General features: G+C 64.2%; 20 protein-coding genes. 6 read left to right on the top strand and 14 right to left on the bottom strand.

Annotated elements, in window-relative coordinates; genetic code table 11:
* Positions 1 to 9: 9 nt before the first annotated feature.
* The 9 genes from PQ467_RS09060 to PQ467_RS09020 all read right to left on the bottom strand — a co-directional run bounded on the left by PQ467_RS09060 (position 10) and on the right by PQ467_RS09020 (position 11,271).
* The gene (locus PQ467_RS09060; protein WP_274173118.1) at positions 10 to 954 is read right to left on the bottom strand and encodes an NAD-dependent epimerase/dehydratase family protein; all 945 of its coding nucleotides are present in this window, start codon (positions 952 to 954) and stop codon (positions 10 to 12) included.
* Positions 947 to 1,600, bottom strand: a complete 654-nt coding sequence (locus PQ467_RS09055; protein WP_274173117.1) for an HAD family hydrolase — start codon at positions 1,598 to 1,600, stop codon at positions 947 to 949. The genes PQ467_RS09060 and PQ467_RS09055 overlap by 8 nt, the downstream gene beginning before the upstream one ends.
* 6 nt (positions 1,601 to 1,606) lie before the next feature.
* Complete coding sequence (locus PQ467_RS09050) at positions 1,607 to 3,475, bottom strand: thiamine pyrophosphate-binding protein (RefSeq protein WP_274173116.1); 1,869 nt, start codon at positions 3,473 to 3,475, stop codon at positions 1,607 to 1,609.
* 6 nt (positions 3,476 to 3,481) lie between these two features.
* The gene (locus tag PQ467_RS09045; RefSeq protein WP_274173115.1) at positions 3,482 to 4,285 is read right to left on the bottom strand and encodes an aldolase/citrate lyase family protein; all 804 of its coding nucleotides are present in this window, start codon (positions 4,283 to 4,285) and stop codon (positions 3,482 to 3,484) included.
* A 54-nt stretch (positions 4,286 to 4,339) separates the two neighbouring features.
* On the bottom strand, positions 4,340 to 5,731 hold the full coding sequence (rfbH, locus tag PQ467_RS09040; protein ID WP_274173114.1) for a lipopolysaccharide biosynthesis protein RfbH: 1,392 nt from the start codon (positions 5,729 to 5,731) through the stop codon (positions 4,340 to 4,342).
* A 55-nt stretch (positions 5,732 to 5,786) separates the two neighbouring features.
* Entirely contained in the window at positions 5,787 to 6,854 is a 1,068-nt protein-coding gene (gene rfbG, locus PQ467_RS09035; protein ID WP_274173113.1) for a CDP-glucose 4,6-dehydratase, read from the bottom strand.
* A 15-nt stretch (positions 6,855 to 6,869) separates the two neighbouring features.
* Positions 6,870 to 7,655 (bottom strand): glucose-1-phosphate cytidylyltransferase, encoded by a 786-nt coding sequence (gene rfbF, locus PQ467_RS09030; protein WP_274173112.1) that lies wholly within the window; start codon positions 7,653 to 7,655, stop codon positions 6,870 to 6,872.
* 144 nt (positions 7,656 to 7,799) lie between these two features.
* Entirely contained in the window at positions 7,800 to 9,236 is a 1,437-nt protein-coding gene (locus PQ467_RS09025) for an MFS transporter (RefSeq protein ID WP_274173111.1), read from the bottom strand.
* A 100-nt stretch (positions 9,237 to 9,336) separates the two neighbouring features.
* Positions 9,337 to 11,271 carry a CocE/NonD family hydrolase gene (locus PQ467_RS09020; RefSeq protein ID WP_274173110.1) on the bottom strand — a complete coding sequence of 645 codons (1,935 nt, stop codon included), beginning with the start codon at positions 11,269 to 11,271 and terminating at the stop codon, positions 9,337 to 9,339.
* Positions 11,272 to 11,694: 423 nt separating this feature from the next.
* Here PQ467_RS09020 and PQ467_RS09015 point away from each other — a divergent pair, with 423 nt between their 5' ends.
* The 5 genes from PQ467_RS09015 (at position 11,695) to PQ467_RS08995 (ending at position 19,599) form a co-directional block, all read left to right on the top strand.
* Complete coding sequence (locus PQ467_RS09015) at positions 11,695 to 12,402, top strand: response regulator transcription factor (RefSeq protein ID WP_274173109.1); 708 nt, start codon at positions 11,695 to 11,697, stop codon at positions 12,400 to 12,402.
* Complete coding sequence (locus tag PQ467_RS09010; RefSeq protein WP_274173108.1) at positions 12,399 to 13,712, top strand: ATP-binding protein; 1,314 nt, start codon at positions 12,399 to 12,401, stop codon at positions 13,710 to 13,712. The genes PQ467_RS09015 and PQ467_RS09010 overlap by 4 nt, the downstream gene beginning before the upstream one ends.
* Before the next feature lie 154 nt (positions 13,713 to 13,866).
* Positions 13,867 to 14,562, top strand: coding sequence for a carbonic anhydrase (locus PQ467_RS09005; RefSeq protein ID WP_274173107.1), 696 nt, complete (start codon positions 13,867 to 13,869; stop codon positions 14,560 to 14,562).
* Entirely contained in the window at positions 14,559 to 16,073 is a 1,515-nt protein-coding gene (locus PQ467_RS09000; protein WP_274173106.1) for a SulP family inorganic anion transporter, read from the top strand. The genes PQ467_RS09005 and PQ467_RS09000 overlap by 4 nt, the downstream gene beginning before the upstream one ends.
* A gap of 175 nt (positions 16,074 to 16,248) precedes the next feature.
* The gene (locus PQ467_RS08995; protein ID WP_274173105.1) at positions 16,249 to 19,599 is read left to right on the top strand and encodes a polysaccharide deacetylase family protein; all 3,351 of its coding nucleotides are present in this window, start codon (positions 16,249 to 16,251) and stop codon (positions 19,597 to 19,599) included.
* A 15-nt stretch (positions 19,600 to 19,614) separates the two neighbouring features.
* Here the strand turns inward: PQ467_RS08995 and PQ467_RS08990 are convergent, their stop codons facing one another.
* From PQ467_RS08990 to PQ467_RS08975, 4 genes are all read right to left on the bottom strand, one after another.
* Positions 19,615 to 19,797: a hypothetical protein gene (locus tag PQ467_RS08990; protein WP_274173104.1), complete on the bottom strand. Its 183-nt coding sequence runs from the start codon at positions 19,795 to 19,797 to the stop codon at positions 19,615 to 19,617.
* Positions 19,798 to 19,818: 21 nt separating this feature from the next.
* Positions 19,819 to 20,067, bottom strand: a complete 249-nt coding sequence (locus tag PQ467_RS08985; protein ID WP_274173103.1) for an accessory factor UbiK family protein — start codon at positions 20,065 to 20,067, stop codon at positions 19,819 to 19,821.
* 111 nt (positions 20,068 to 20,178) lie between these two features.
* Positions 20,179 to 20,730, bottom strand: a complete 552-nt coding sequence (locus PQ467_RS08980) for a TspO/MBR family protein (protein WP_274173102.1) — start codon at positions 20,728 to 20,730, stop codon at positions 20,179 to 20,181.
* 241 nt (positions 20,731 to 20,971) lie between these two features.
* Entirely contained in the window at positions 20,972 to 21,799 is an 828-nt protein-coding gene (locus PQ467_RS08975) for a TlyA family RNA methyltransferase (protein ID WP_274173101.1), read from the bottom strand.
* A gap of 60 nt (positions 21,800 to 21,859) precedes the next feature.
* Between PQ467_RS08975 and PQ467_RS08970 the strand changes: the two genes are divergently transcribed.
* Complete coding sequence (locus PQ467_RS08970; protein ID WP_274173100.1) at positions 21,860 to 22,465, top strand: hypothetical protein; 606 nt, start codon at positions 21,860 to 21,862, stop codon at positions 22,463 to 22,465.
* A 493-nt stretch (positions 22,466 to 22,958) separates the two neighbouring features.
* Here PQ467_RS08970 and PQ467_RS08965 read toward each other — a convergent pair whose 3' ends face one another.
* Positions 22,959 to 23,471, bottom strand: a complete 513-nt coding sequence (locus PQ467_RS08965) for a rhodanese (protein ID WP_274173099.1) — start codon at positions 23,469 to 23,471, stop codon at positions 22,959 to 22,961.
* Positions 23,472 to 23,627: the final 156 nt, after the last annotated feature.

Raw genomic sequence — 23,627 nt, 5'->3', positions numbered from 1 at the left:
CCTTCCCGCTCAAGAGGAGCGTTGTGCCCAGGCAATCATCTCGGCCACCTGCGTGGCCAGCGGGACGGGCGCGATGCCATGGTCGGCCAGCAGGGCGCGGTAGGCCGCATCATCGCCGTGGTAAATGTCGGCAGGGCCGGTGGTAATGTCGGCGCGCTGGACGCTGGTGCCGGTCTGGGCGGCCACCACGCCCGCGATCTCGCCCAGTTCCATCGCCTCGCCCCCGCTGTCGAAGCGCAGCACGCCCTTGGGCGGCAGCAGGGCGGCAAAGGCAAGGCTCATCAATTCGCGGATGGCGACATAGGCGCGCACGACCTTTTTGGGTGCGCGTACCTCAACCGGGCGGCCCGCGATGGCGTCGTCGATAAAGCTGGCGATGGCATAGGCGCCCGGCTTGTTGATATAGGGCCCGGTCAGCGCGAAGATCCGGGCGATGACGGCGCGTTTGCCCGTTGCATCGGCCCATGCGGCAAAGCGCTCCTCATCCTCGCGCTTGAGCGCACCATAGAGACGCATCGCCGCGCTGGCCTGCGGGTCGTCGGCCTTGGCGGCAGCCCCGCTGCTGGCCACGAAAATCGCCTCGGCGCCGATGGGGTCCAGGGCTTTGAGCACCGTCTCGCTGATCGCGCGGTTGGCGGCAACATAGGCAGCCTCATCCATCGCCTCGGCGCGATCCTTGGTCAGAAAGGCCGTATGCAGCACGATGGTCGGCTCTTTGGGCAGCCAAGCCATGTCGGCCAGCGGGCGCTGCAACACCTGCGATCCGTCGGCAAGGCGCAGCGCGCGCGTGTTCGAGCCAAAGGGGCGTACGCGCTTTTCAAACCTGTCGCCCAGCGCGGCGGCCAGCAGATCCAGCGTGGCAAGGCCGATCCAGCCCCCCGCCCCGGTGATGACGATACGCCGCCCATCCTCAACCAGCGCGCGCACCACCTCGGGCTCCAGCCCCTCAGCCATGCGCCCGCTCCATCACCGCGCGGGCCAGTTTGCCGAAACAATCATAGCTCTTGGCGGGATCAGGGCGATAATCGGGGTCGGCATAGCCATGGGTCAGGAACAGGAACGGCATGCCCCGCGCATCGGCTACGGCATGGTCCAGCTCGCTGTCGCCTACGAACAGGCAATGGTCCGGCGAGGCGCCCAGATCGGCCAGCACCAGATCGAGCAGATCGGGCGCAGGCTTGGCCGCCACGCCCGCACGCCCGCCCACCACGCTTTGAAACAGCGAGGCAAGGCCGGTATCCTCCAGCACCTTGTCGACCAGATTTTGCGGCTTGTTCGAACAGATCGAGAGCACAAAGCCCTGCGCATGCAATTCACGCAGGCTGGTGGCGACATGGTTGAACAGCGTTTCCGCCCGCGTCTGCGTCACCGCATATCGGCGGCGGAATTCGGCCAGTTCCTCCGCCGGATCGCCGCAATCATCGCCCAGCAGCGCCATCACCATCTTTTGCCCGCCATGGCTCATCCATGGGCGGGCAAATTCGGGGTCGATCTTGCGCGCATGCCCGCGCTCCGCCAGCATCCCTTCGAGGATTTCGATGCAGATCGCACAAGAGTCGACCAGCGTGCCGTCGAGATCAAAGATCAGATGGCGAAGCATGACACGTTAACGCAAGGTGGCGCAGGGCGCCATGGCAGCGGCCAGTTCCTCGTCCGTCAGGAAGGGCGAGAGATCCTCCAGCGGGGGCGAAACCATCGTGCCGTCAGGCAGACGGCGGCTCGACAGCTTGGGCTCGAACTGCTGCGCCTTGTCGATCATCACCTCGCACAATTGCGGGCCATGGCCATCCAGGGTCGCGCGGATCGCAGCGGAAAGATCGCCATCCTTTTCCGCCTTGCGCGCCGGAAAGCCGAAACCTGTGGCCAAACGCGCGAAATCGGGGAAGGTCAACCCGCTGTCCGGCCCGCAGCCGACCGAGAAGCCCTTGAAATGGGCAACCTGCGACTGGCGGATCGAGTGATAGCCGTCATTGTTGAGGACAAAGATCTTGATCGGCAATTGGCCGCCCACGATGGTCTGCAATTCCTGCAGGTTCATCATGATCGAGCCATCACCGGCAAGACAGATGATCCGACGACCGCCACCGGCATAATAGGCCCCGATCGCGCCGGGCAGGTCATAGCCCATACTGGCGCAGCCGGAGTTGGTATAAAGCCGCTGGCCCTTTTTCAGATCCGCGCATTGGAAAATCGTGACACAGGCCGTGCCATCGCCCGAGACGATGATGTCGCCTTCTTCCAGCTCGTTGAACAACGCCTCGCCAAAGACATAGGGGTTGATCGGGCCGGTCTCGCTGCGGAATTCATCGCGCACGGTGGGGTATTGCGCGGCGCGTTGACGGCTGCGTGCCAGATAGGCAGCACGGTTGTCCGCACCTTCGCCCGGCACGCCCAGCGCATCAACCGCATCGAAGAAATCGCGCAAATCCGCATGGATCGGACGATGCAGGTTAAGCGTCGGCTTGCCCAATTCGGCGCGGTCGATATCCACCATCGCCACCCGCGCATTGCGGGCAAAGCTCTGCCAATTATAGCTGATCTGACGGATATTCAGACGGCTGCCCAGCACCAGCACATAATCGGCGCCCTGTACGGCAAAATTGCCGCCGCGGTCGCCCACGCTGCCCGGGCGGCCGACATAGAGTGGGTGCGCATTGGGCAGCGCGTCATGCGCGTTCCAGCCCGTGACGACCGGCGCGCCCAGCTTTTCAATCAGAGCCAGAAACCGTTCATGCGTGTTCGACAGACGCACACCCGCGCCGACAAACACCACAGGCCGCTCTGCCGCGCAGAATTCGGCCAGCATCGCGCCAACCTCGGCCTGCAACGCATCGCCGGTCAGCGCGCCAGTTTCCGCCGCATTGTTGGGCGCGTTCCACTCGCTTGCGGTATCCACATCAGCCGCAGGGTCGAACGCCTCTAGCGCATCAGGGTCCACGGGGGCGGCCTGAACGTCGATGGGAACGTCGATCCACACCGGGCCGGGACGACCGCGCGTGGCAAGGTAGATCGCCTTTTCCACCACCTTGCGCGCCTGCGCCGGGTCTTGCAGCACCACCGCATATTTGGTGATCGGCCGCACCATGCCGACAATATCGACTTCCTGATCGCCGAGCTGGCGCAGCGGGATATGCGGGAAATTGCCCGCAATTGTCTCGCGCTTCACTTGCCCCGACACCACGATCATCGGGATCGAATCGACATAGGCGCCATAGACGCCATTGAGCGTGTTCACGCCCCCCGGACCCGTGGTGACATTCACCAGCGCAGGCTTGCCGCACAGGCGCGCATAGCTTTCCGCCGCGATGGCGCTGGCCTGCTCGTGGTGGTTGAAGATCTTGCGCAGGCCCGCTTCGCGCCCGAAAGCGTCGTTGAGGTGCATGGCCCCGCCGCCCGTCAGCATGAAGCAGTCCGAAACACCGCTTTGCACCAACAGGCGGGCGATCAGGTCCGCGACCCGGATAGTCTCAGCCATGATGGTTTACGCAGGCTCGGCGGTCTTGATGGTGGCCTGACGCGCCTCCATCATGGCGATGCGCGTGGCGTCTTCTTCGGCAATGCCGCGATAGAAATCGCGCTTGTTCTTGAGCCAGAGCAGCTCGAATTCAATCGCCAGTTCCATGCCCGCCTGTGCGCGGCCATCCTCGACCACGGCGGCGTCGAACACGACCTTGCGCGTTTCAAAGCGGTCCAGACGATGCGCGCGGGCGCCTGCCAGCAACGCCACCGAATCCGGGCTGACCCCGCCGCCCACAACCAGTTCGAGGCCGCGCTGCTGCGCCACCTTGGCCACGGCATTGACGTAATCGGCCATCGCATCGCTGTTCACGAACGAACGGTCATGGCCCAGCGAACCGGCGAAATCGACGCGGCCAAACACAAAGCCGACATTGCCCGCCTGCGCCACTTCGCCCAGCTTTTCCAGCGATTCAAACGTGGTTGCTGTTTCGACGTTGAACAGGAAGGACATGTCCGCCTGCTCGTCCTTGGGGAACACCTTGTCCTTGGCGGCGATGAATTTCGAGAGCGCATAGGGCGTCTCGACCATCGGGGCGATGATGTAATCGACCCCATACTGGCGCGCCTCGATCAGGTCGCGGATCGCCTCGCAACCGCCGATCTTGAGCGCGACCTTCAACCCGGCGCGGCGAGCCAGTTCAAGCAGGCGCAGAAATTCATCGCTGCGCGTGCCTTCGGCCTCAAACTCGGCCTTGACCGAGACAAAACCGTACTTGGCCGCGCCTTCGGCCAGAATCGCCAACATGCGTTTTTCGTATGCGTTCACGTCTAAACCTCTTCGGCTGGCTTTCCGACCCTGCCCGTAACAAACCTTGCTGCCTTAGCCCTTAGCCGATCCGTAATGATCCGCAAGGAAGACACCAATCTGCTCGGCGGTATAACTAAGGTGGTCATCCGTCAAACCCGGATAGATGCCCAACCAGAAAGTATTGGTCGTCACCAGATCGGCATTGGCCAGATCGCCCACCACGCGCACGTTGCGGCCCTTCATATAGGGCTGGTGCAAGAGGTTGCCGCCAAACAACAAACGGGTGCCGATCTTCTGCTCGGTCAGGAATTCGACCAGAGCCTCGCGGTTGATCCCGGTCTCGGGGCGGATGGTGATGGGATAGCCGAACCACGAGGGCTGCGAGCGCTCGGTCGCCTTGGGCAGGATGAAGATATCCTCCAGCGGCTTGAGCAACTGGGTCAGCTTGTCAAAATTGCGCTGGCGCGCGGCAATGAAGCCGTCGAGCCGGTCAAGCTGGGCCAGACCCACGGCGGCCTGCATGTCGGTGATCTTCAGATTATAGCCAACATGGCCATAGGTATACTTGTGGTCATAGCCATGCGGCAGCGTGCCCAGCTTGCGGTTGAAGCGCTTGCCGCAGGTGTTGTCCTGACCCGGCGCGCACCAGCAGTCGCGGCCCCAGTCGCGGATCGATTCGACCACGCGCTTCAGGCGCGGCTTGTCGGTAAACACCGCCCCGCCCTCGCCCATGGTGATATGATGCGCGGGATAAAAGGACAGCGTGCCCAGATGGCCGAACGTGCCCACCGGCTTGCCATCGAACGTCGCGCCCAGCGCGTCGCACGTATCCTCAACCACCCACAGGTTGTACTTTTCGGCAACCCGCATCACTTCTGCGATGTCGAAAGGATTGCCCAGCGTATGGGCGATCATGATCGCGCGGGTCTTGTCCGACACCGCCGCCTCGATCATCTCGGGCTTGATGTTATAGGTGGGAATGTCGCAGTCGACAAAAACCGGCACCAGCCCATATTGCAGCGAGGGATTGACCGTGGTGGGAAAACCCGTGGCGACGGTGATGACTTCATCGCCCGCTTTCAACGCATCGCCGCGATGGTAATGCGAGGTCAGCGCCGCCAGCGCCAGCAAATTGGCCGACGACCCCGAATTGGTCGTCAACGCATGGGCCACGCCCAGACGCCCCGCCAGCTTTTCCTCAAAGGCCGCGTTGTAGCGCCCCGTGGTCAGCCACATATCGAGGCTGGCATCGACAAGGTTGCGCAGCTCGCCCTCGCCCACGACCTTGCCGGAAACGGGCACCACGCTCTCGCCGGGCAGAAACGCGCGGGGGGTATGATAGCGGCGCGCATATTCCTCGGACAGGCCAAGGATCAGTTCGCGCAATTGCCCTTCATCGCTGTCCTTCACCATGCCCGCCACGGCGGAGGAAAGGTCGAGCATGGGATTATCAATCGTGGCCATAGAAACTGTCTGCCTGTAAACTGTCTTCTGAAAATTTCAGACGTGTTGAAACATTTTAGCCTTGTTGAAACAAGGCGCGATAGGCGGCCAATTGTGCAAACGAAATGGCCTGCGCATCGCCGCCTTCGGCCACGCCCCTGTGCCATTCCACGATCCGGTTCAGCGCCTCGCCCAGCCCCCAGGCCGGGCGCCAGCCCAGATAATTGCGGGCCTTGGCGCAATCGAGCTTCAGGATCTTGGCCTCATGCGGGCCGGACACCTGCTCGGGCTGGTCCCATCCGGCATCGCCCCAGCTTTGGGTGATCCGGTCGGCGATCCAGTGAACGGGCTGGGTGTCATCATCGGCCGGGCCGAAATTCCATCCCTCGGCCGCCCAGGCCTCGCCCCGCGCCAAGGCCTGCGCGATCAGCAGATAGCCGCCCAGCGCCTCAAGCACATGTTGCCACGGGCGGATCGAATGGGGTGACCGGATCAGCGGACGATCCCCGGCGATCAGCGCGCGGATGATATCGGGCACCAGCCGGTCGAGCGCCCAGTCGCCCCCGCCGATCACATTGCCCGCCCGCACCGAGGCCAGCAGCGGCGCGCCGGGCGCGGAGAAGAAACTGCGTCGATAGGCCGCGATCACCAGTTCGGCCGCGCCCTTGCTGGCCGAATAGGGATCATGCCCGCCCATCGGGTCGCTCTCGCGATAGGGCCAGACCCATTCGCGGTTCTCATAGGCCTTGTCCGAGGTGATCGCCACGATGGCGCGCAGATGCGGCGCACGGCGGCAGGCGTCCAGCACATGCACCGTCCCCTGAACATTGGTGGCAAACGTCTCCACCGGTGTTTCATAGGACAGGCGCACCAGAGGCTGGGCCGCCAGATGGAACACCACCTCGGGATCGGCCTGCGCCACGGCGGCCTCGACCACGGCCATGTCGCGAATATCGCCCTCGATATGGTTCAGCAGGCTTTCCACCCGCGCCTGACGAAACAGGCTGACATCTTCGGCAGGCAGTGAGAGGCCCGTCACCACCGCGCCCATCTGATGCAGCCAGAGCGCCAGCCAGCTCCCCTTGAAGCCGGTGTGTCCTGTCAGCAGGACCCTGCGGCCCTCCCAAAAGGATGGATCATGCACGACGGCCACGATCTTTTACCACTTCTTCCAGGGCGCGGCGCCCTGCGCCCAGAGCCGTTCAAGATGCTGCTTGTCGCGCAGCGTATCCATCGGCTGCCAGAAGCCGTCATGGCGGTAGGCCACCAGTTCGCCAGTATGGGCCAGCGTTTCGAGCGGATAATCCTCCCACACCTGATCCGGACCCGAAATCAGGTCGATCACCGAAGGATCCAGCACAAAAAAGCCGCCGTTGATCAGCCCGCCATCGCCCGCCGGCTTTTCCTTGAAGCTCGTTACCTCGTGCCCGCCTGAGCCATCGCCGAATTCCAGCGCGCCAAACCGGCCCGGAGGCGCCACGGCGGCAATCGTCGCCTTCTTGCCATGGGCGCGGTGAAAGGCCAGTTCAGCCGAAATATCAATGTCGGAAACGCCGTCGCCATAGGTGAAACAAAACGGCTCGCCGTCGGTCAGGAACCGGCGAACACCCCACAAGCGCCCGCCTGTCTGCGCCGTCGGCCCGGTGTCGACCAGAGTCACCGTCCAAGGCTCGCTCTTGGCCTCGTGAACGGTCATCTTGTTGTTGGCAAGATCAATGGTCACATCGGCGGCATGCAGGAAATAATTGGCGAAAAATTCCTTGATCACATAGCCCTTGTAACCAAGGCAGATGATGAAGTCATTGACGCCATGGGCGGCATAGATCTTCATGATATGCCACAGGATCGGCATACCCCCCACTTCGACCATCGGCTTGGGCCGGCTTGATGTTTCCTCGCCCAGCCGCGTTCCCAAACCACCCGCTAGAATTACTGCCTTGGTCAAGTGACCCCCGAATATGTTGATCAGGTAAAATCTGGACGAAAAAATTCGGCTCGGGCCATGGGCCACTTGCCCCGCAACGTCAAGCGTTCTGCCCATCGGCGTCCCAAAACGCGGCGGTCCGAGTGGCCCGCATCCATGCCGCCTTCAGGGGGTCTGGGTCAGGCGCGATCCGGCATCGGGCGCAAAGGCCAGATTGGGGATTATGGCGGTAAAACTGATCGCCGCGATGATCCAGAAAGCCAGCGCGAAATCGCGCAGTTCGGGATGCTGCACCCCATGGGCGGCGGTGCTGATCTGCAGGATTGTGGCCGCCATGCACACGCCCAGCGACAGGGTGAGCTGCTGAAACGTGGTATAGAAACTGGTCGCGCGGCTCATTTCCTCGGATGCCAGCCCGTCATAGGCGATGGTGTTATAGGCGGTGAACTGAAACGACATCAAAAACCCGGCCAGCACCAGCACGCCCCAGATCGCCCATTCCGGCCATGCGGGCGAGAAAAATCCGCACAGCGCATAGACCACCGTGCCCGCCGCTCCCATCAGGGTCAGCCCGATGCGAAAGCCCAGCCGCCGCAACACCGGCCCGGCCAGCCCCTTCATTACAATCGATCCCACCGCGGTTGCCAGCGTGATCGTGCCCGCCCGCGCGGCGGAAAAGCCAAAGCCATATTGCACCATCAGCGCCAGCAGAAAGGGCTGCGCGCCCTGAAGCAGGCGGGTGATCGAACCCGCGATCCAAGACAGGCGGAAATTGCGATGGCGCAGCAGCGCGAAATCCATGATCGGCGCGGGGTGTCGCCGCGCATGGACCCAATAGGCCAGCGCCATCACCACACCGATCCCCAGCGGCACCAGAGCCACGGCCCCGGCATGGATCGGCCCCGCCGCTTCAAACCCCACCATCAACGCCGCCAGCGCCGCCGCCGACAGCACAAAGCCCACCGCATCGAACACCGGCGGCTCCTGCGCGCGGACGTCGGGAATATAGCGCGACACCAGCACCAGCGCGAGCGCAGCCATGGGCAGATTGATCCAGAAAATCGCCCGCCAATGCATATAGGTGACGATAAAGCCCCCCAGCGGCGGCCCCAGAATGGTGCCCAACAGGCCGGGCACCAGCATCCAGCTCGTCGCGCTGACCATATCGCGCGGCGGCACCGTGCGCAGCATGACTAGACGCCCCACCGGCATCATCATCGCCCCGCCGATGCCTTGCAGGAACCGCGCCGCCGCCATCGCCTCCAACCCGTTGGTCAGCGCTGAGCCGAGCGAGCCGAGCGCGAAAACGCCGATCGCCGCGCAAAACACCCGCCGCGCGCCAAACCTGTCGGCCATATAGCCCGAGACCGGCACGAACACCGCCAGTGCCAGCAGATAGGACGTGACCGTCACCGAAAGCGCGGGAGGCCGCACCCCGAAATCGCGCGCGATGGTGGGCAGCGCCGTGGTAAGCACCGTGCCGTCGAACTGTTCCATGAACAGCGCGCAGGCGACGATCAGGCCGATCAGGCGATAGTCACCGGCCCCTTGCGCCTCGTCGGCATGGGCGCCATCGGCCATCAGAGGAGTCGTTTGCTGCATTTGCGAAGGGCTCTAGGCCGATGATCCCGGCGGGGCAAGTGCAGGGAGCGCCGATGCCCCGTCGGGCAAGGGAGGCAGCCTTGGCCGCCCCCCTCCCGCATCAATCCTGCGCGATGGGCAGCAGGACCGCGCTGGCGGCGGCCCCGCCGCGCTGGATGCTTTGCGTGGCCGCTTTGTAATCGCCGGGTTTGGCGTTGAAGATATTGGCCACATAGGTCTGCGGATTGCGGTCATAGAGCGGGAACAGGCTGGATTGCACCTGCACCATCAAGCGATGTCCGGGCAGCAGCACGTGGTTGATATGCGGCAGTTCAAAGCGGACATTTTCCACCTTGCCCGGTTTCCACGGCGCAGGCGTGGCGAAACCATGCACATAGCGGCCCCGGAAAATCTCGATGCCCAGCGGCAATTCGAAGCCGGGATTGGCAGGCTTGGCACCTTGCGATGCAGCCTCGGGCGTGGTGTCGGGGGCCACGTCGATCAGTTTCACCACCCAGTCCGCATCCGTGCCCGTGGTGGTGGCATAGAGGTCCACGCGCGGCGCGCCCTTGATATGGATCGGCTTGTCCAGCGGGGCGCTTTTATAGGTCAGCACATCGGGCCGATCCTCGACAAAGCGCTGATCATGGACCAGCCAGGTCGTCCATTGCTTGCGGTCGCTCATCGACAGCGGGCGGGGCAGGAAAGGCACCGGATGGGCCGGATCGGAGACGTAATCGTCATGCCCCACTGCGCCCGGCGCAAAGGACAGAGCGCCCCCAGCGCCCAGATAAAGCGGGGTCAGCTTCGCATCGTCCCACTTCTGCGAAATCTCCCACTGGTTGACGCCGGTGGCATAGGTCAAAACCGGGGGCGTATGCGGATCGGGCGCATCCTTAAGCCAATGGTCAAAGAAGGGCTTGAGCCACTTGACGCGGAATTCATGCGCGGTGTCGCCGGTAAACGTCACATCGCCCAGCTCATAGCCATAGTGATTGACGCCCGAATGCCGCCACGGCCCGATCACCAGCGAGAGCTTGTCATTGCCGGTATCCTTGGGCTCCAGCGCGCGATAGACCGCCGGAGCGCCATAGGAATCCTCCTGATCCCACTGACCCACGACCAGCATGGTGGGCACGGTCAGAGGCCGCGCGGCCAGCCATTTGTCCACCGCCTGCAGCGACCAGAACGGCGTGTAGGCCGGATTGTCCATCAGCTTGCGCACGCCCGGGATGGTTTCAATACCCCATTTGCGCGCGAAATCACCCGCCGATCCGGCCTCCAGATAGGCGCTGTAATCGTCGCCCGCGCCGCGCGGGATCTTGGCATCGGCATCGCCCTTGCCCACGCTCATGTCGACCATATAGTCGAAGCTGTTCACACGGAACGCGCCATTATGAAACCAGTCATCACCCATCCAGCCGTCAACCATCGGGCTTTGCGGCACGGCGGCTTTGAGCGCGGGATGCGGATTGATCAGCGCCATCAGCGAGGTGAAGCCCAGATAGGAGCTGCCGATGATGCCCACCTTGCCGTTGCTTTCGGGCACATTCTTCACCAGCCAGTCGATCGTGTCATAGGCGTCGGTGGATTCATCGATCCCGGTGTTGTTGAGCGGGCCGACGATGGGGCGGTTGAGCACCCAGTCGCCCTCGGATTTGTGCATGCCGCGAATGTCCTGATAGACGCGGATATAGCCGTCTTCGGCAAATTCGGCATCCATCGCAGGCAGGATCTCGGTGATCTTCTGGCTGGCCGTGCGCGTGACATCGCCGTGGGCGTTATAGGGGCTGCGCGAGATCAGGATGGGGGCGTTCTTCGCGCCCTTTTTGAACACGATGGCGGTGTAGAGTTTCGTGCCGTCGCGCATCGGGATCATCACCTCGCGCAAGGTGAAATCGGCATCGGCGCGCACCGCGTCATAGGATTTGACGACATCGGGCGTCATCGGCGTGACGGCATTTTGGCCTGCCGCGGATGCGGCGTTTTGGGCGCCGGCGGGCGCCGCAATGGCAAAGGCCAGCGCAAGCAAAGCGCCGGAACGAAGCAGTTTCATGGGGAAAGTCCCTTTGTGCAGATGCAATGGCAACAGCATGTCGCCAATGCGTGGCCGCTGCAAGCGGGAGCCCTATCTTTGCCCCGCCAATCAGAAACATTTTTTCACAAACCGGCACTTAACGCGCAAAACGGGTCCTCTAGATCACAATCATCCAATGGACGGGCGAATGCATGAGGAGCGACATGATCCGGGTACCTTTCATATCGGCCCATGGCCAACAGGAAACGGCGCTGATCCCCGCACCCCATTGAGCGATTTCAAACGTTCCGGCCGAAGATCCCCAAGAACCCTCCTGAGGCCGGTTCATGCCGCAGGCGCCACTCCATCCGCGCCTGCCCCCTTGCGATCGGGGCAAGAGGTCTTTACCTCGCGCCCCGATCGCCTTTACTGTGCGCCGTCCACGGCCAGGTTCATAATATCATGACAGCTAAATCCATCCTGCTTGTAGAAGACGATCCGGCGCTGCGCCTGTTGACGGCGCGGGCGCTGCGGGCCAACGGCTATGATGTGCGCACGGCCAGCACGGGCGCGGAAATGTGGGTGATGCTCGACAGCGCTCCGGCCGACCTCATCGTGCTGGACATCATGCTGCCGGGCACGACGGGCATCGAACTCTTTCGCCGCCTGCGCAAGGAATCGGACACGCCCGTCATCTTCGTTTCCGCGCGCGGCAGCGAGGAGGACCGCGTACTGGGCCTTGAACTGGGCGCGGATGATTATCTGGCCAAACCTTTCAGCACGCGTGAGCTGATCGCGCGCATCGGCGCGGTCCTGCGCCGCGGCGGCGGCGACGAGGAGCGCGCGCCGGTGCAAAAGATGCTGACCTTCGATGGCTGGTCGCTCTCGCTCTCGCGCCACGAATTGCGCTCGCCCGAAGGCGCGCTGGTGGATCTGACCGGGGCCGAGTTTGATCTGCTCGCCACCTTCCTTGGCCAGCCCCAGCGCGTGATCGGGCGTCAGCGCCTGATCGAACTGTCGCGCACGCGCCTGTCCGACAGTTCGGACCGCAGCATCGACGTTCTGGTCAGCCGCCTGCGCCGCAAACTGTCCAACCCCAGCGGTCAGGCGCCGATCGCCACCGTGCGCGGCATCGGCTATATGTTCACCGCCGAGGTTGCCCGCCATTGAAATGGCTGCATGCCCTCGGCCTGCCTGCGCGGATGCTGGCCATCCTCGCGGTCGTCATGCTGGTGGACATCGGCGCCAACGCGGTCCTGTTTGAACGCGCCAACGAATTTGCGCTGGAGGCGGAAGAAGCCGACAGTCTGGCCGATGATCTGGTGGTGGCGGCGCGCCTGTTGAACGATACGCCCTCGCCCCGGCGCGAGCTTGTTGCGCGGGAATTGAGCCGCCCCGGCCTCAGGCTGGTGTGGAAACCGCAAGGGGGCGAACGCCCGCTGGCCGCGCTCGATCTTGGCAAAATGCAGCAGCAGTTGATCACCTATCAGCCACAGTTGAACCAGTACCGCCTGCAACTGCATCTGGCCCCGCTGCATGCCCGCCATGAGGTCGATGGCTCGATGATGCTGGCGGATGCCTCGCTCGTCACCTTCCACAGCGAGGCGCGCGATATCTTCGTCCTGCGCGCCAGCTATCTGCTGCGCATCATTCTGCCCACCTTGCTGCTGGTGCCGCTGGCGTGGTTTCTGGTCTATGCCTCGCTGCGCCCGCTGCGGCGGCTGGTGCGGGCCAGTCGGCATGTCGGCACGCCCCATGCCCGCCCGATCGAAATGGACGGCCCGGCCGAGGTGCGCGAGTTGATCGGTGCGTTCAACGCGATGCAGCGGCGCATCGACGACCTGCTCGATGCCAACACCCAGACCATGCTGGCCATCGGCCATGACATGCGCACGCCGCTGGCGCGGATGCAATTGCGGCTGGACGGTGTGCCGATGGACGGCGAGGAGCGCGACGCGCTGGACGGCGATCTGTCGGAAATGCGCGATCTGCTGGCTTCGCTTCAGGATTTCGTCGCGCTGGACGAACCCGGCCCCGCCAAGGAGCCCGTCGATCTGGCCGCCATGGCGCAAACGCTGGTCGATGGGGCGCAGGATCGCGGCTATCCGGCCGAGTATGAAGGGCCCGACCGCCTGATCGTCAAGGCCCGCGCGGTCTCGCTGCGCCGGGCCATGTCGAACCTTATCGAAAACGCGCTGCATTACGGCGGCAATGTGATGGTGCGGGTCGAGATCGAAAAGGCCAGCGTCACACTGGCCGTTGAGGATGACGGCCCCGGCATTCCCGAAGAACATCTGGGCAAGGTGCTGCAACCTTTCATCCGGCTGGACAGCGCGCGGGCGCGCAACACGGCGGGCATGGGGCTGGGCCTGCCCATCGTCGTGCGCGTCCTGCGCAGCGAGGGGGCCGAACTGATCCTTTCAAACAAGCCGGAAGGCGGACTACGCGCCCTCATCCGCCTGCCCCAGCCGCCGATGTAGGCGCCGATGTCGGCGCCGACATCGGCAGGGCGGCGCGACCGTTTTTCAGCAACACTTCCTTACATAACGGCGCGGTCATAGCAAACTCGGACACATAGATTGATCCCATTGGCCAGTCCCACAGGCGGATGGCAACAGATCAAAAGGTGTGACCATGAACGAACTGATTGGCCGCGTATTCAGCTTTGAAAAGACCACTTTTCCGGCCAGTGGCGAGCTGTTCAACAAGTTGACCACCCACGGACAGAGCCCCAAGGCGCTGATGGTGTCCTGCGCGGACTCGCGCATCGTGCCCGAACAGATCCTGCAGGCCCAGCCCGGCGACCTTTTCGTCTGCCGCAACGCGGGCAACATGGTGCCCAGCTATGGCACCCAGCTTGGCGGCGTTTCGGCCACGGTCGAATATGCGGTGATGGCGCTGGGCGTGCGCGACATTATCGTTTGCGGCCATTCGGACTGCGGCGCGATGAAGGCGCTGGCCAATCCGGTCGGGCTGGAGGCCATGCCCAATGTCAAGGCGTGGCTGGGCCATGGCGCGGCGGCCGAACATATCGTGTCGAGCTGCAAAGGCCATCTGAAGGATGGTGACCGCGTGCGCGCCGTGACGCTGGAAAACATCATCGCCCAGATCGCCCACCTGCGCACCCACCCCTCGGTGGCCGCCGCCATTGCCCGCGGTGAAATGGCGCTCCACGGCTGGTTTGTCGATATTCATGCCGGTCAGGTGCTGGGCCTTGACGGCGACACCGGCCATTTCGTGCCGCTGCGTGAAGACACCCCCCTGCCCGTCGCGCTGCCCGCTTCGAACCGGATGGCCGACGAAACCCCGATCGCGGAGGCGGCTGAATGAGCCAGACGGCGCAAAAGAGCGGGATCGGCGCGTTTCTCGCGCGCGATTTCACCGCCTCCATAGTCGTCTTTCTCGTGGCGATGCCCCTTTGCATGGGCATCGCCATTGCCTCGGGCGTGCCGCCGGAAAAAGGCCTGGTAACGGGCCTGATCGGCGGCATCATCGTGGGCGCGCTGGCCGGTTCGCCCTTGCAGGTGTCGGGCCCGGCGGCGGGTCTGGCGGTGATCGTTTTCGAATTCGTGCGCGATCACGGGCTCTCGGCCCTCGGGCCGATGCTGGTGCTGGCCGGCGCGATCCAGCTGGTGGCCGGTATCGCCAAGCTGGGCGGCCTGTTCCGCTCGATCAGCCCGGCTGTGGTCCATGGCATGTTGGCGGGCATCGGCGCGCTGATCGTGCTGGGGCAATTCCACATCCTGTTTGACGCCAAGCCGATGTCCAACGGGCTGGCCAATCTGGCGGCCATTCCCGGGCGCGTGCTGGGCCTCTCGCCCGACATCCGCTCGACCGAAATGGCGCTGGGTCTTGGCCTCACCACGATTCTGGTCATGCTGGGCTGGGAAAAGTGGCGCCCGAAGAAGCTCGCTCTGGTTCCCGGCGCGCTGCTGGGCGTGGGCGCGGCCACGATCATCGCGGCCAGCTTTGGGCTGAACGTCACGCGCATCGCTGTGCCCGAATCGCTGGCCGCCGCCTTTGGCACGCCGGGCGCGGGCTTCTTTGCCCCGCTGGGCAACACCGCGATTATCACCGCCGCCATTGCCATCGCCTTTATTGCCAGCGCCGAAACGCTGCTTTCCGCCGCGGCGGTGGACCGTATGCATGATGGCGTGCGCACCGACTATAACAAGGAACTGCGCGCGCAGGGCATCGGCAACATGCTGTGCGGCGCGGTGGGCGCCTTGCCGATGACGGGCGTGATCGTGCGTTCCTCGGCCAATGTGCAGGCGGGCGCGATGACGCGGCTGTCGGCGATCCTGCATGGCGTGTGGATCCTGGCCTTTGTCGCGCTGCTGCCCTGGCTGCTGCGCGAAGTGCCGATGGCGGCGCTGGGCGGCGTGCTGGTCGTGACCGGCTGGCGTCTGGTCAGCCTCAAGCATGTCACGCATCTGTTCCACAACTATGGCGTGATCCCGGCCGCGATCTGGGTCGTCACTTTCGCGCTGGTGGTGGGCAAGGATCTGCTGACGGGCGTGATCGCGGGCCTGCTGCTCTCGCTGGTGGAACTGATCCCGCTGGCCAAGGGTCTGCGACTGGGCGTGGAGGAAAAGCATACCGACGATGGGCATCATGTCGCCCTTCAGGGTTCGGCCACTTTCCTCAGCCTGACCAAGCTGACCAATCGTCTGGAAAGCGTGCCTGCCGATCGCCCGGTCCATCTGGACCTGAAGGATGTGCATGGCATCGACCACACTACGGCCGAAATGCTGGGCGAATGGATCGCCCGGCGGCGGCGCGGCGGGGCGGCGGTTCGGCTGAGCGGGCCGGATCCCATCCTCAACACTCTGGCCGCCTGATTTCCCCGGTCGGCTTTGAGACGCCCCTCTTGGAGCAATCCAAGGGGGGCGTTTTCGTTTGATTTGGGGGAGAATGCGTTCCGCAGCTTTGCGGCGCGGCTGCGCAATGCTAGAGACGGCCCAAAGGGCGCTCGGGATGAAGCGCCTGTCTTCGCAGTGTAAAGGTGGGGCGGACTTGTCCAGACCAGTATTTTTCGATCCCTCGGGGCGCCGTCGGCGCTGGACGCGGCGGTTGACCTTCTTCGGCCTGATCGCGCTGGTGATCGCGGCCATCGCCTTTGCGACGACCGTGGTGCATATCCCGGCGCCCTCGCCGCTGCCGCTGGGGTTTGAACGGCGCACGGCCTTGCCCATGCGCACGCAGGTGTCGCGCCTGTCGCATTCCTTCTCGCGCATGTTCAGCACGCCGCCCAAACAGCGCGCGAACAGCAAGGGGCAGACGATCACCGTCGCCTTCTATTCGAACTGGTCGGATGCCTCGGCGCCCTCGTTGCTGCGCCATATCAACCAGATCGACTGGGTCGCGCCCACCTCGCTCAACATCGACATGGCGGGCAATCTGCATGTCAGCGAGGACCGCCCACTGCGGCGCATCCTGCTTTCCGCGCTGCATCGCCCGCTGGTGGTGCCGGTGCTGCAGAATGTCGATGACAAGGGCTTTTCGCGCCCCGCCGCCATCGCGCTGTTCGCCAGCAAGGCCAAGCGCAAGGCGTTGATCGGGCAATTGCTCGATTACCTGAAAAAGTCGGGCGATGCAGGCATCATCTTCGACTTTGAAGACCTGCGCCCCAGCGACATTCCCGCCTATCGCGCGATGATCGCCGAGGTGGAAAAGGCGCTTGATCCCACAGGGCAGGTCGTTGCCGTCACGCTGCCGATGGAGGGCGATGGCTGGTCGCCTTCGCAATTTGCGGCCGTGGCCGACAAGATCATCCTGATGGCCTATGACGAGCATTGGGCCAGCGGACAGCCCGGCCCCATCGCGTCCAATGACTGGTTCGCCTCCAAGGTGCGCAAGGCCATCGGCAATATGCCCGCCGACAAGGTCATCGTCGCGCTCGGATCCTATGCCTATGACTGGCACCCCGGCCCCGATGGCAAAAATGGCGCCGAAAGCCTGACCGTCGAAGAAGCATGGCTTTCGGCCCACGATTCCTCGGCCACGCCCACCTATGACAAGGCCAGCGGCAACACCGGCTTCTCCTTTCTGGAAGATGGCAAACGCCATGACGTGTGGATTGTCGATGCGGCGGCCAGTTGGAACCAGATGCGGATCCTCTCGCAACTGGGCGTGGGCAATATCGCGCTGTGGCGCCTCGGCACCGAGGATCCCGGTTTCTGGCAGGCGCTGCAAAGCTGGCGCAGTGGGGGCAGGCAGAACCCTTTTCCCGATCTGAGCCACATCGCCCAGACCGCGAACGCGGACGTTGAGGGCGCGGGCGAAATCCTGCGCATCACCTCGACCCCGCGTGAGGGCGACCGCAAACTGACCTTCGACCCCAAGACCGGGCTGGTTTCAGGCATGACCTATGACAGCCTGCCCACGCCCTATAAGGTCCAGCGCACCGGCTATGCCGAAAAGAAGGTTGCGCTGACCTTTGACGACGGGCCGGATGCGGTCTGGACGCCCAAGATTCTCTCTATCCTTGAACAATATAAGGTGCCCGCCACCTTTTTTGTCATTGGCGAAAACGGGGTGTCGAACCGAGCGATCCTGCAACGGATGGTCGCCTCCGGCATGGAGATCGGCAACCATTCGTACACCCACCCCAACATGGCCAATTCTTCGGAAACCGGCATCAGGCTGGAGCTGAACGCAACCCAGCGGCTGGTCGAGGCCTATACAGGGCGCTCGATGCGCCTGTTCCGCGCGCCCTATTTCGGCGACGCCGAGCCGACCACCGCCGACGAACTGGTGCCCGCGCAGATCGCACAGGAGCATGGCTATACGATCGTGGGCCTGCATGTGGACCCGGACGACTGGATGCGCCCCGGCGTGCAGCATATCGTCGATTCCACGCTGGCGCAGGTCAAGGAAGGCCGCCCCGGCTATTCGGGCAACATCATCCTGCTGCACGATGGCGGCGGCGACCGCGAGCAGACCGTGACCGCCCTGCCCGGCATTATCGTCGCGCTGCGCCAGCAGGGGTACAAATTCGTGTCGGTGGCCGAACTGGCCGGACTGACGCCCGATCAGGTGATGCCGCCGGTCAAGGGCTATGATCTGCTGGCCGTGCGGGCCGACGTGTTTGCCTTCACCACCATCGGCGTGATGATCGTGGTGCTCAACTGGTCGTTCTTCTTCGCCATCGCGCTGGGCGTGCTGCGCTCGGTCACACTGGTGGCGCTGGCCATGCTGCCCGCCAAGCGCAAGGCGCCCACCCCCGATGCCACCTTCCGGCCCAAGGTCACCGTCATCATCCCGTGCTTCAACGAGGAGAAGGTGATCGAGAGCAGCGTGAAGCGCATTCTCGAATCGACCTATCCCTATCTCGACGTGATCGTGGTGGACGATGGATCGAAAGACCGCACCAGTGCCATCGTCACCGAGAAATTCGGCGACAATCCGCGCGTGCGTCTGATGACCCTGCCCAATGGCGGCAAGGCAAGCGCGCTGAACAAGGCACTGAAAGAGGCACCCGGCGAGATCATCGTCGCGCTGGACGCCGATACGCAGTTTGAAAAAGAGACGATCCTGCGCCTTGTCCGCTGGTTCATCGATCCGAAAATCGGCGCGGTGGCGGGCAATGCCAAGGTGGGCAACCGGGTCAATCTGGTCACCCGCTGGCAGGCGGTGGAATATACCACGGCCCAGAATATCGAACGCCGCGCATTGACCCGCTTTGACGCGATCATGGTGGTGCCGGGGGCGGTGGGCGCTTGGCGACGCACGGCTCTTGAAAGCGTGGGCGGCTATCCCGAAGACACGCTGGCCGAGGATCAGGATCTGACCATCGCCATCCAGCGCAAGAAGTGGAAGGTCGCTTATGACGAGGAAGCCGTGGCATGGACCGAGGCGCCCGAAAGCTTTGGCGCGCTGTCCAAGCAGCGTTTCCGCTGGTCCTACGGGACACTGCAATGCCTGTGGAAGCATCGCAAGATCATGCGCCGGGGCAAGCCGGGGGGCCTGGCCTTCATCGGCGTGCCGCAGGCCTGGGTGTTCCAGATCCTCTTCGCCGTCATTTCGCCTACCATCGATCTGGCGCTGGTGGTCTCGATTCTTGGCACGATCACCCGCGTGATCCAGCATGGCTGGGCCCAGACCCAGACCGACGTGCTGCGCATGGGCGTCTATTGGGCGGCGTTTTCGTTGATCGACCTTGTCTGCGGCTGGATCGCCTATCGCATGGATGTGCGCGACAAGAAGTTCCGCCCGTTTCTGCTGCTGGCCCAGCGGTTCGTGTATCGCCAGTTGATGTATTCGGTGGTGATCCGCGCGGTGGCTGCGGCCGTGCGCGGCGTTGGCACCGGCTGGGGCAAGCTGGAGCGGACCGGCCGCGTTTCGGCGCCCGAAGGCGGCGTCTGATGCATGGGGCGGGGTTTAGGCCCCGCCCTCTCGCGGCAGGCTGCGCATGCCCTTGGTCCGGCTGGTCAGATGATACTGGCGACAGATCGCGCAGCGGTAGGGGCGCAGGGTAATGGCCGCCTTTAGCGCGGCGGCCACGGCCTCGGCTTCATTGGCATAGCGCCGCTTGCGCGCACATATGCCCGGGCGGGTGCGCATGATCGCCCCGCCCTTTATGCTTTAGCCGCCGATCTTGGCTTCAAGCGCGGCCAGCTTTTCCTTCAGCACTTCAACTTCCTCGCGGGCCGTGGCGGCCATCGCCTTAACCGCATCAAATTCCTCGCGGCTGACGAAATCGAGACCGCCAAACGCCTCGCGGAAACGCTCGCGGGCGGCATCACGCGCCTCGCGCGTGGCCCCGGCAAAGGTTCCGGCGGCGCTGTTCATCAGCTTCACGAAATCGGCAAGGAAGGGGTTTTCGCTCTGCATGGCGCGGCTTTCGTCTTGTAATCCTGCGGCCCCCTGTCCCCATGACAAGGGGGTCCGATGCCCGCCTAGATGGCGCGCATGGCCGCAAGGATCAAGGGCCGGATCGAAATTCTAGAGCTGGATATGCACCGCCGCGGGCGCTTCTGCGCCATCGGCCTCGGGGTTCAACTGGATGAACTGCCAGTTCAACATGCTGGCAAACAGCACCCAGGCCAGATAAGGCAACATCAGCCCCGCCGCGACCGGCCGCACCCGCCAGAACAGCGCGATGACCGCCATCAGCGAAACCGCCATCGCGATAATGATGCCCAGCGCCAGCGCCATGCGGTGCAGCCCGAAGAACACCGGCGACCAGGCCAGATTAAGCACGAGATGCGCGGCAAACAGCGCGATCGCCGCCCCGCGCCCCGGCGCCGAACGCGCCGAAACCACAATGGCCAGCGCCACACCCATCAAAATATAGAGCGTGGTCCACACCAGCGGAAAGGCCAGCGGCGGCGGATAGATCGCCGGCTTGACCAGCGCCGCGAACCAGGGATTGCTCGGCCCCGAGAGCGACACACTGGCCGACAGGAAGCCGAGCAGGTTGATGCCGGGAACCAGCACCAAAATCCAGCGCAGCAGTCCCGCCCGCAATTGACCCGAGGAGGCAATTTCCGTCATCTTCGTCCAGAACCCCGTCTGCATCCCGCCGCGCCAAGTGCCGCGCCGCATCACCTTTATAGCGCGGAGCGATGGCGCTCAACCAGCCCGGCCAGGCCCTTTATGAGCCATACGGGTGAAATGACTGGTTAACGCGGCATCGCGATTCGTCCGGCCTTGGCGCTTTGTGGCCGCGCCCGATCCAACGCGCAATGGGCCAATCTCGGCTGCTGCCAAAACGGAGGCAATCGCGCCAACAGGGTTAACCGATGACCTCCGGCCGCGCCGCGCCCTCGCGCCATGCCGAGATCAGGAATTCGACATTGCCCTCCGGCCCGGTGATCGGGCTTTCGACAATGCCCTGCACCGCAAAGCCCAGCCCCTCGACCCAGCCACGCACCTCGTCGCAGACGCGCGCATGCAGGGCGGGATCGCGCACCACGCCGCCCTTGCCCACTTCGCCGCGCCCGACCTCGAATTGCGGCTTGATCAGCGCCACCAAACGGCATTGCGGCGCGGCAAGCCGCAGCGGCACCTCCAGCACCTTGGCCAGCCCGATGAAGGACGCATCGCACACCACCCAGCCGCAGGGCGCATCGATCTCGTTCTCGGTCAGGATCCTTGCCGAGGTCTGCTCCAGCACGGTGACGCGCGGGTCCTGCCGCAATTTCCACGCCAACTGGTTGGTGCCGGAATCGACCGCAAACACCCGCTCGGCCCCATGGGTCAGCAGCACGTCGGTAAAGCCGCCCGTCGAGCTGCCGATGTCCATCGCCGTCGCGCCCGCCGGGTCCAGCCCGAAATGCGCAATCGCATGGGCCAGCTTGATCCCCCCGCGCGACACCCACGGATGATCGCGCCCGCGCGTTTCCAGCGGCGCGTCGGCGGCAATCGCCTGCCCCGGCTTGGCGATCTTCGTCTCGCCGCTGAACACAAGACCCGCCAGAACCAGCGCGCTGGCCCGGCTGCGGCTCTCGGCAAGGCCGCGATCAACCAGCAGTTGATCGACACGGATTTTGGCGGGCTTTTTCGCGGCAGGCGCCTTGGCACCATCAAGGGGAGCATCCGGGCGGTTTTTGGAACTGTTCATCGTCTCGGTTCTGTTTGGCGGCTTGTCTTGGGCGATCCCCCATTCCATAGGGAGGCGATGATGGCAATCGCGCGCGCGCCTTTCTTCGCCAAACGGCGCCCTTTGACCCGATCCGGTTTCTATGGCCCCGGTTTGTATAGTCCCCGTTTGCATGGTTTGGTCCTGTGTTCCGGACTCGCCTTGCTGATGGCGGGCTGTGCGCCCATTCCCCCTGCGGCCACGCCCGTGCCCGCGCCGGTGGCAAAACCGGCGCCGCGCCCGGCCCCCGCCCCCATGGCCGCGCCCACCGATTGGCGAGATCTGCCGATCACACCGGGCACATGGCGCTGGAGCCTGTCGGGGGGCGTTTCAGAGGCAGTCTATGCCGGGCAAAACGGCGCGCCCCAGATCACCATGGCCTGTCAGGGCAGTTACGTGCGCCTGAGCGTGCCCGGCGGGACCGGCGGCCTGATCCAGATCACCACCGCCACCCAGACGAGGCAAGGCACCGCGCAGGGCGATGCCGCAGGCGCGGCGCTGGCGCTGGCCGCCAATGACCGACTGCTCGACGCCATCGCCTTTACGCGCGGTCGCTGGCAGGTGGAGGTGACGGGGCATGCCCCTTTGCTGCTGCCCGCCGACCCATCGGCCTCGCGCGTGATCGAGGATTGCCGCGCGCCGCGCTAAAAAGGCTCACAAAATCGGGTGATAAAATTGGCGCGACTCAGGCCTGCGCAGTCTTTGCCGGGGATAAGCCGCGCACCACGCGCCGCCCGTTCCCGCCGATGACGCCAATATGACGGATTTTCCGGGAATTCCTCAGACTCACCCGCCCGGGGAGCCAAGATTGTGACAGCAATTTTTTCCATTTCAAGACTTGTTGTGCGGCGCAAAATACACCACCTTTGATGCAAGGCGAGTGTGGTTGAACAGACCCTCGCCCCGTCGTCTGGATTGGGTATTGCGCCCCCCGGCGGCTTCCTATGGCTCAACAGCGCGAAAGGAGGTGATCCGATGTCTCATGGTTCAGCAGAGAGGTCGGCAATCCGTATCGCGAGGCATTATCGCTGAGTTTAACGATTAGGCGATAGAGGCTTCGTGAGCGGCACTTTTGCGGCCGCTGACCATGCGAAGGGCTGCGACGGCTTGGGCTGTCGTGGCCCTTCTCATTTCTGGGCCTTCATTTCTGCGGCTGCGGCGTGGCAGGCCTCAGCTCGCCCCCGGTATCGCGCCAACCCTCGACGCCCTCGGCCAGCCAATAGACATCGCCGACGCCTTCGCGCGCCAGACGCCGGGCCGCGTTCCACCCCATCCAGCAATCCGTCCGGCAAAACAGCACCACCGGCCCGCCCGGATGGCCGCGCCGCCATGCCGCAATCGTCCCGCGCAATCCGGCCCACAGCGCGGGATCGACGCCGGGCCGCCCGACCTCCGGCCGCCAGATTGCGCCCGCGATCGTCTCGTGCGTTTCGGTCTGAACCCATTGCCCGGCGTTGCGGCCCAGCGGCAGCGCGTCGATGAACAGGGCATCGCGCCCCGGTCGCAAATCCCGCGCCGCGGCCAAAGCAATATGCGCGGCAGGCCAAGGATCACGATCAACCGGCGCGCGATAGGAGGCCGCGCGATAGCCATCGGCGTCGAACAGGCCCGGCTGGGCCGCCGCCAGAAAGATGCCCGCAATTGCCCCCAGCATACCCTTCTCCTTGTGCCAAGGTAGCATATACCGGCCAGCAAATGGGTGCATAGTCGCCCTTGGTATGATGCGCAAAGCAGCCCTGACGGTTTTGACCTCCCTCCTTCTGCCCGCCTGTGCCTGGGCGGCGCCTGCCCTGCCAAGGGATCCTTTGGG

The sequence above is a fragment of the Novosphingobium sp. KACC 22771 genome (assembly GCF_028736195.1).
In the GTDB taxonomy this organism is placed as follows: Bacteria; Pseudomonadota; Alphaproteobacteria; order Sphingomonadales; family Sphingomonadaceae; genus Novosphingobium.
Note: the sequence above shows the minus strand (reverse complement) of the source record. Positions and strands in the feature narration are given on the sequence as shown.

Bases quoted from the DNA above. Each gene is read 5' to 3' on its own strand.
- PQ467_RS09005 (WP_274173107.1), top strand. From the start codon at position 13,867: ATGAACGAACTGATTGGCCGCGTATTCAGCTTTGAAAAGACCACTTTT.
- PQ467_RS08975 (WP_274173101.1), bottom strand. From the start codon at position 21,799: ATGAACAGTTCCAAAAACCGCCCGGATGCTCCCCTTGATGGTGCCAAG.
- rfbH (WP_274173114.1), bottom strand. From the start codon at position 5,731: ATGGCCACGATTGATAATCCCATGCTCGACCTTTCCTCCGCCGTGGCG.
- PQ467_RS08985 (WP_274173103.1), bottom strand. From the start codon at position 20,067: ATGCAGAGCGAAAACCCCTTCCTTGCCGATTTCGTGAAGCTGATGAAC.
- PQ467_RS09000 (WP_274173106.1), top strand. From the start codon at position 14,559: ATGAGCCAGACGGCGCAAAAGAGCGGGATCGGCGCGTTTCTCGCGCGC.
- PQ467_RS09060 (WP_274173118.1), bottom strand. From the start codon at position 954: ATGGCTGAGGGGCTGGAGCCCGAGGTGGTGCGCGCGCTGGTTGAGGAT.
- PQ467_RS08980 (WP_274173102.1), bottom strand. From the start codon at position 20,730: ATGACGGAAATTGCCTCCTCGGGTCAATTGCGGGCGGGACTGCTGCGC.
- PQ467_RS09050 (WP_274173116.1), bottom strand. From the start codon at position 3,475: ATGGCTGAGACTATCCGGGTCGCGGACCTGATCGCCCGCCTGTTGGTG.
- PQ467_RS09015 (WP_274173109.1), top strand. From the start codon at position 11,695: ATGACAGCTAAATCCATCCTGCTTGTAGAAGACGATCCGGCGCTGCGC.
- PQ467_RS08990 (WP_274173104.1), bottom strand. From the start codon at position 19,797: ATGCGCACCCGCCCGGGCATATGTGCGCGCAAGCGGCGCTATGCCAAT.
- PQ467_RS09025 (WP_274173111.1), bottom strand. From the start codon at position 9,236: ATGCAGCAAACGACTCCTCTGATGGCCGATGGCGCCCATGCCGACGAG.
- PQ467_RS08965 (WP_274173099.1), bottom strand. From the start codon at position 23,471: ATGCTGGGGGCAATTGCGGGCATCTTTCTGGCGGCGGCCCAGCCGGGC.
- PQ467_RS09055 (WP_274173117.1), bottom strand. From the start codon at position 1,600: ATGCTTCGCCATCTGATCTTTGATCTCGACGGCACGCTGGTCGACTCT.
- PQ467_RS08970 (WP_274173100.1), top strand. From the start codon at position 21,860: ATGGCAATCGCGCGCGCGCCTTTCTTCGCCAAACGGCGCCCTTTGACC.
- PQ467_RS09020 (WP_274173110.1), bottom strand. From the start codon at position 11,271: ATGAAACTGCTTCGTTCCGGCGCTTTGCTTGCGCTGGCCTTTGCCATT.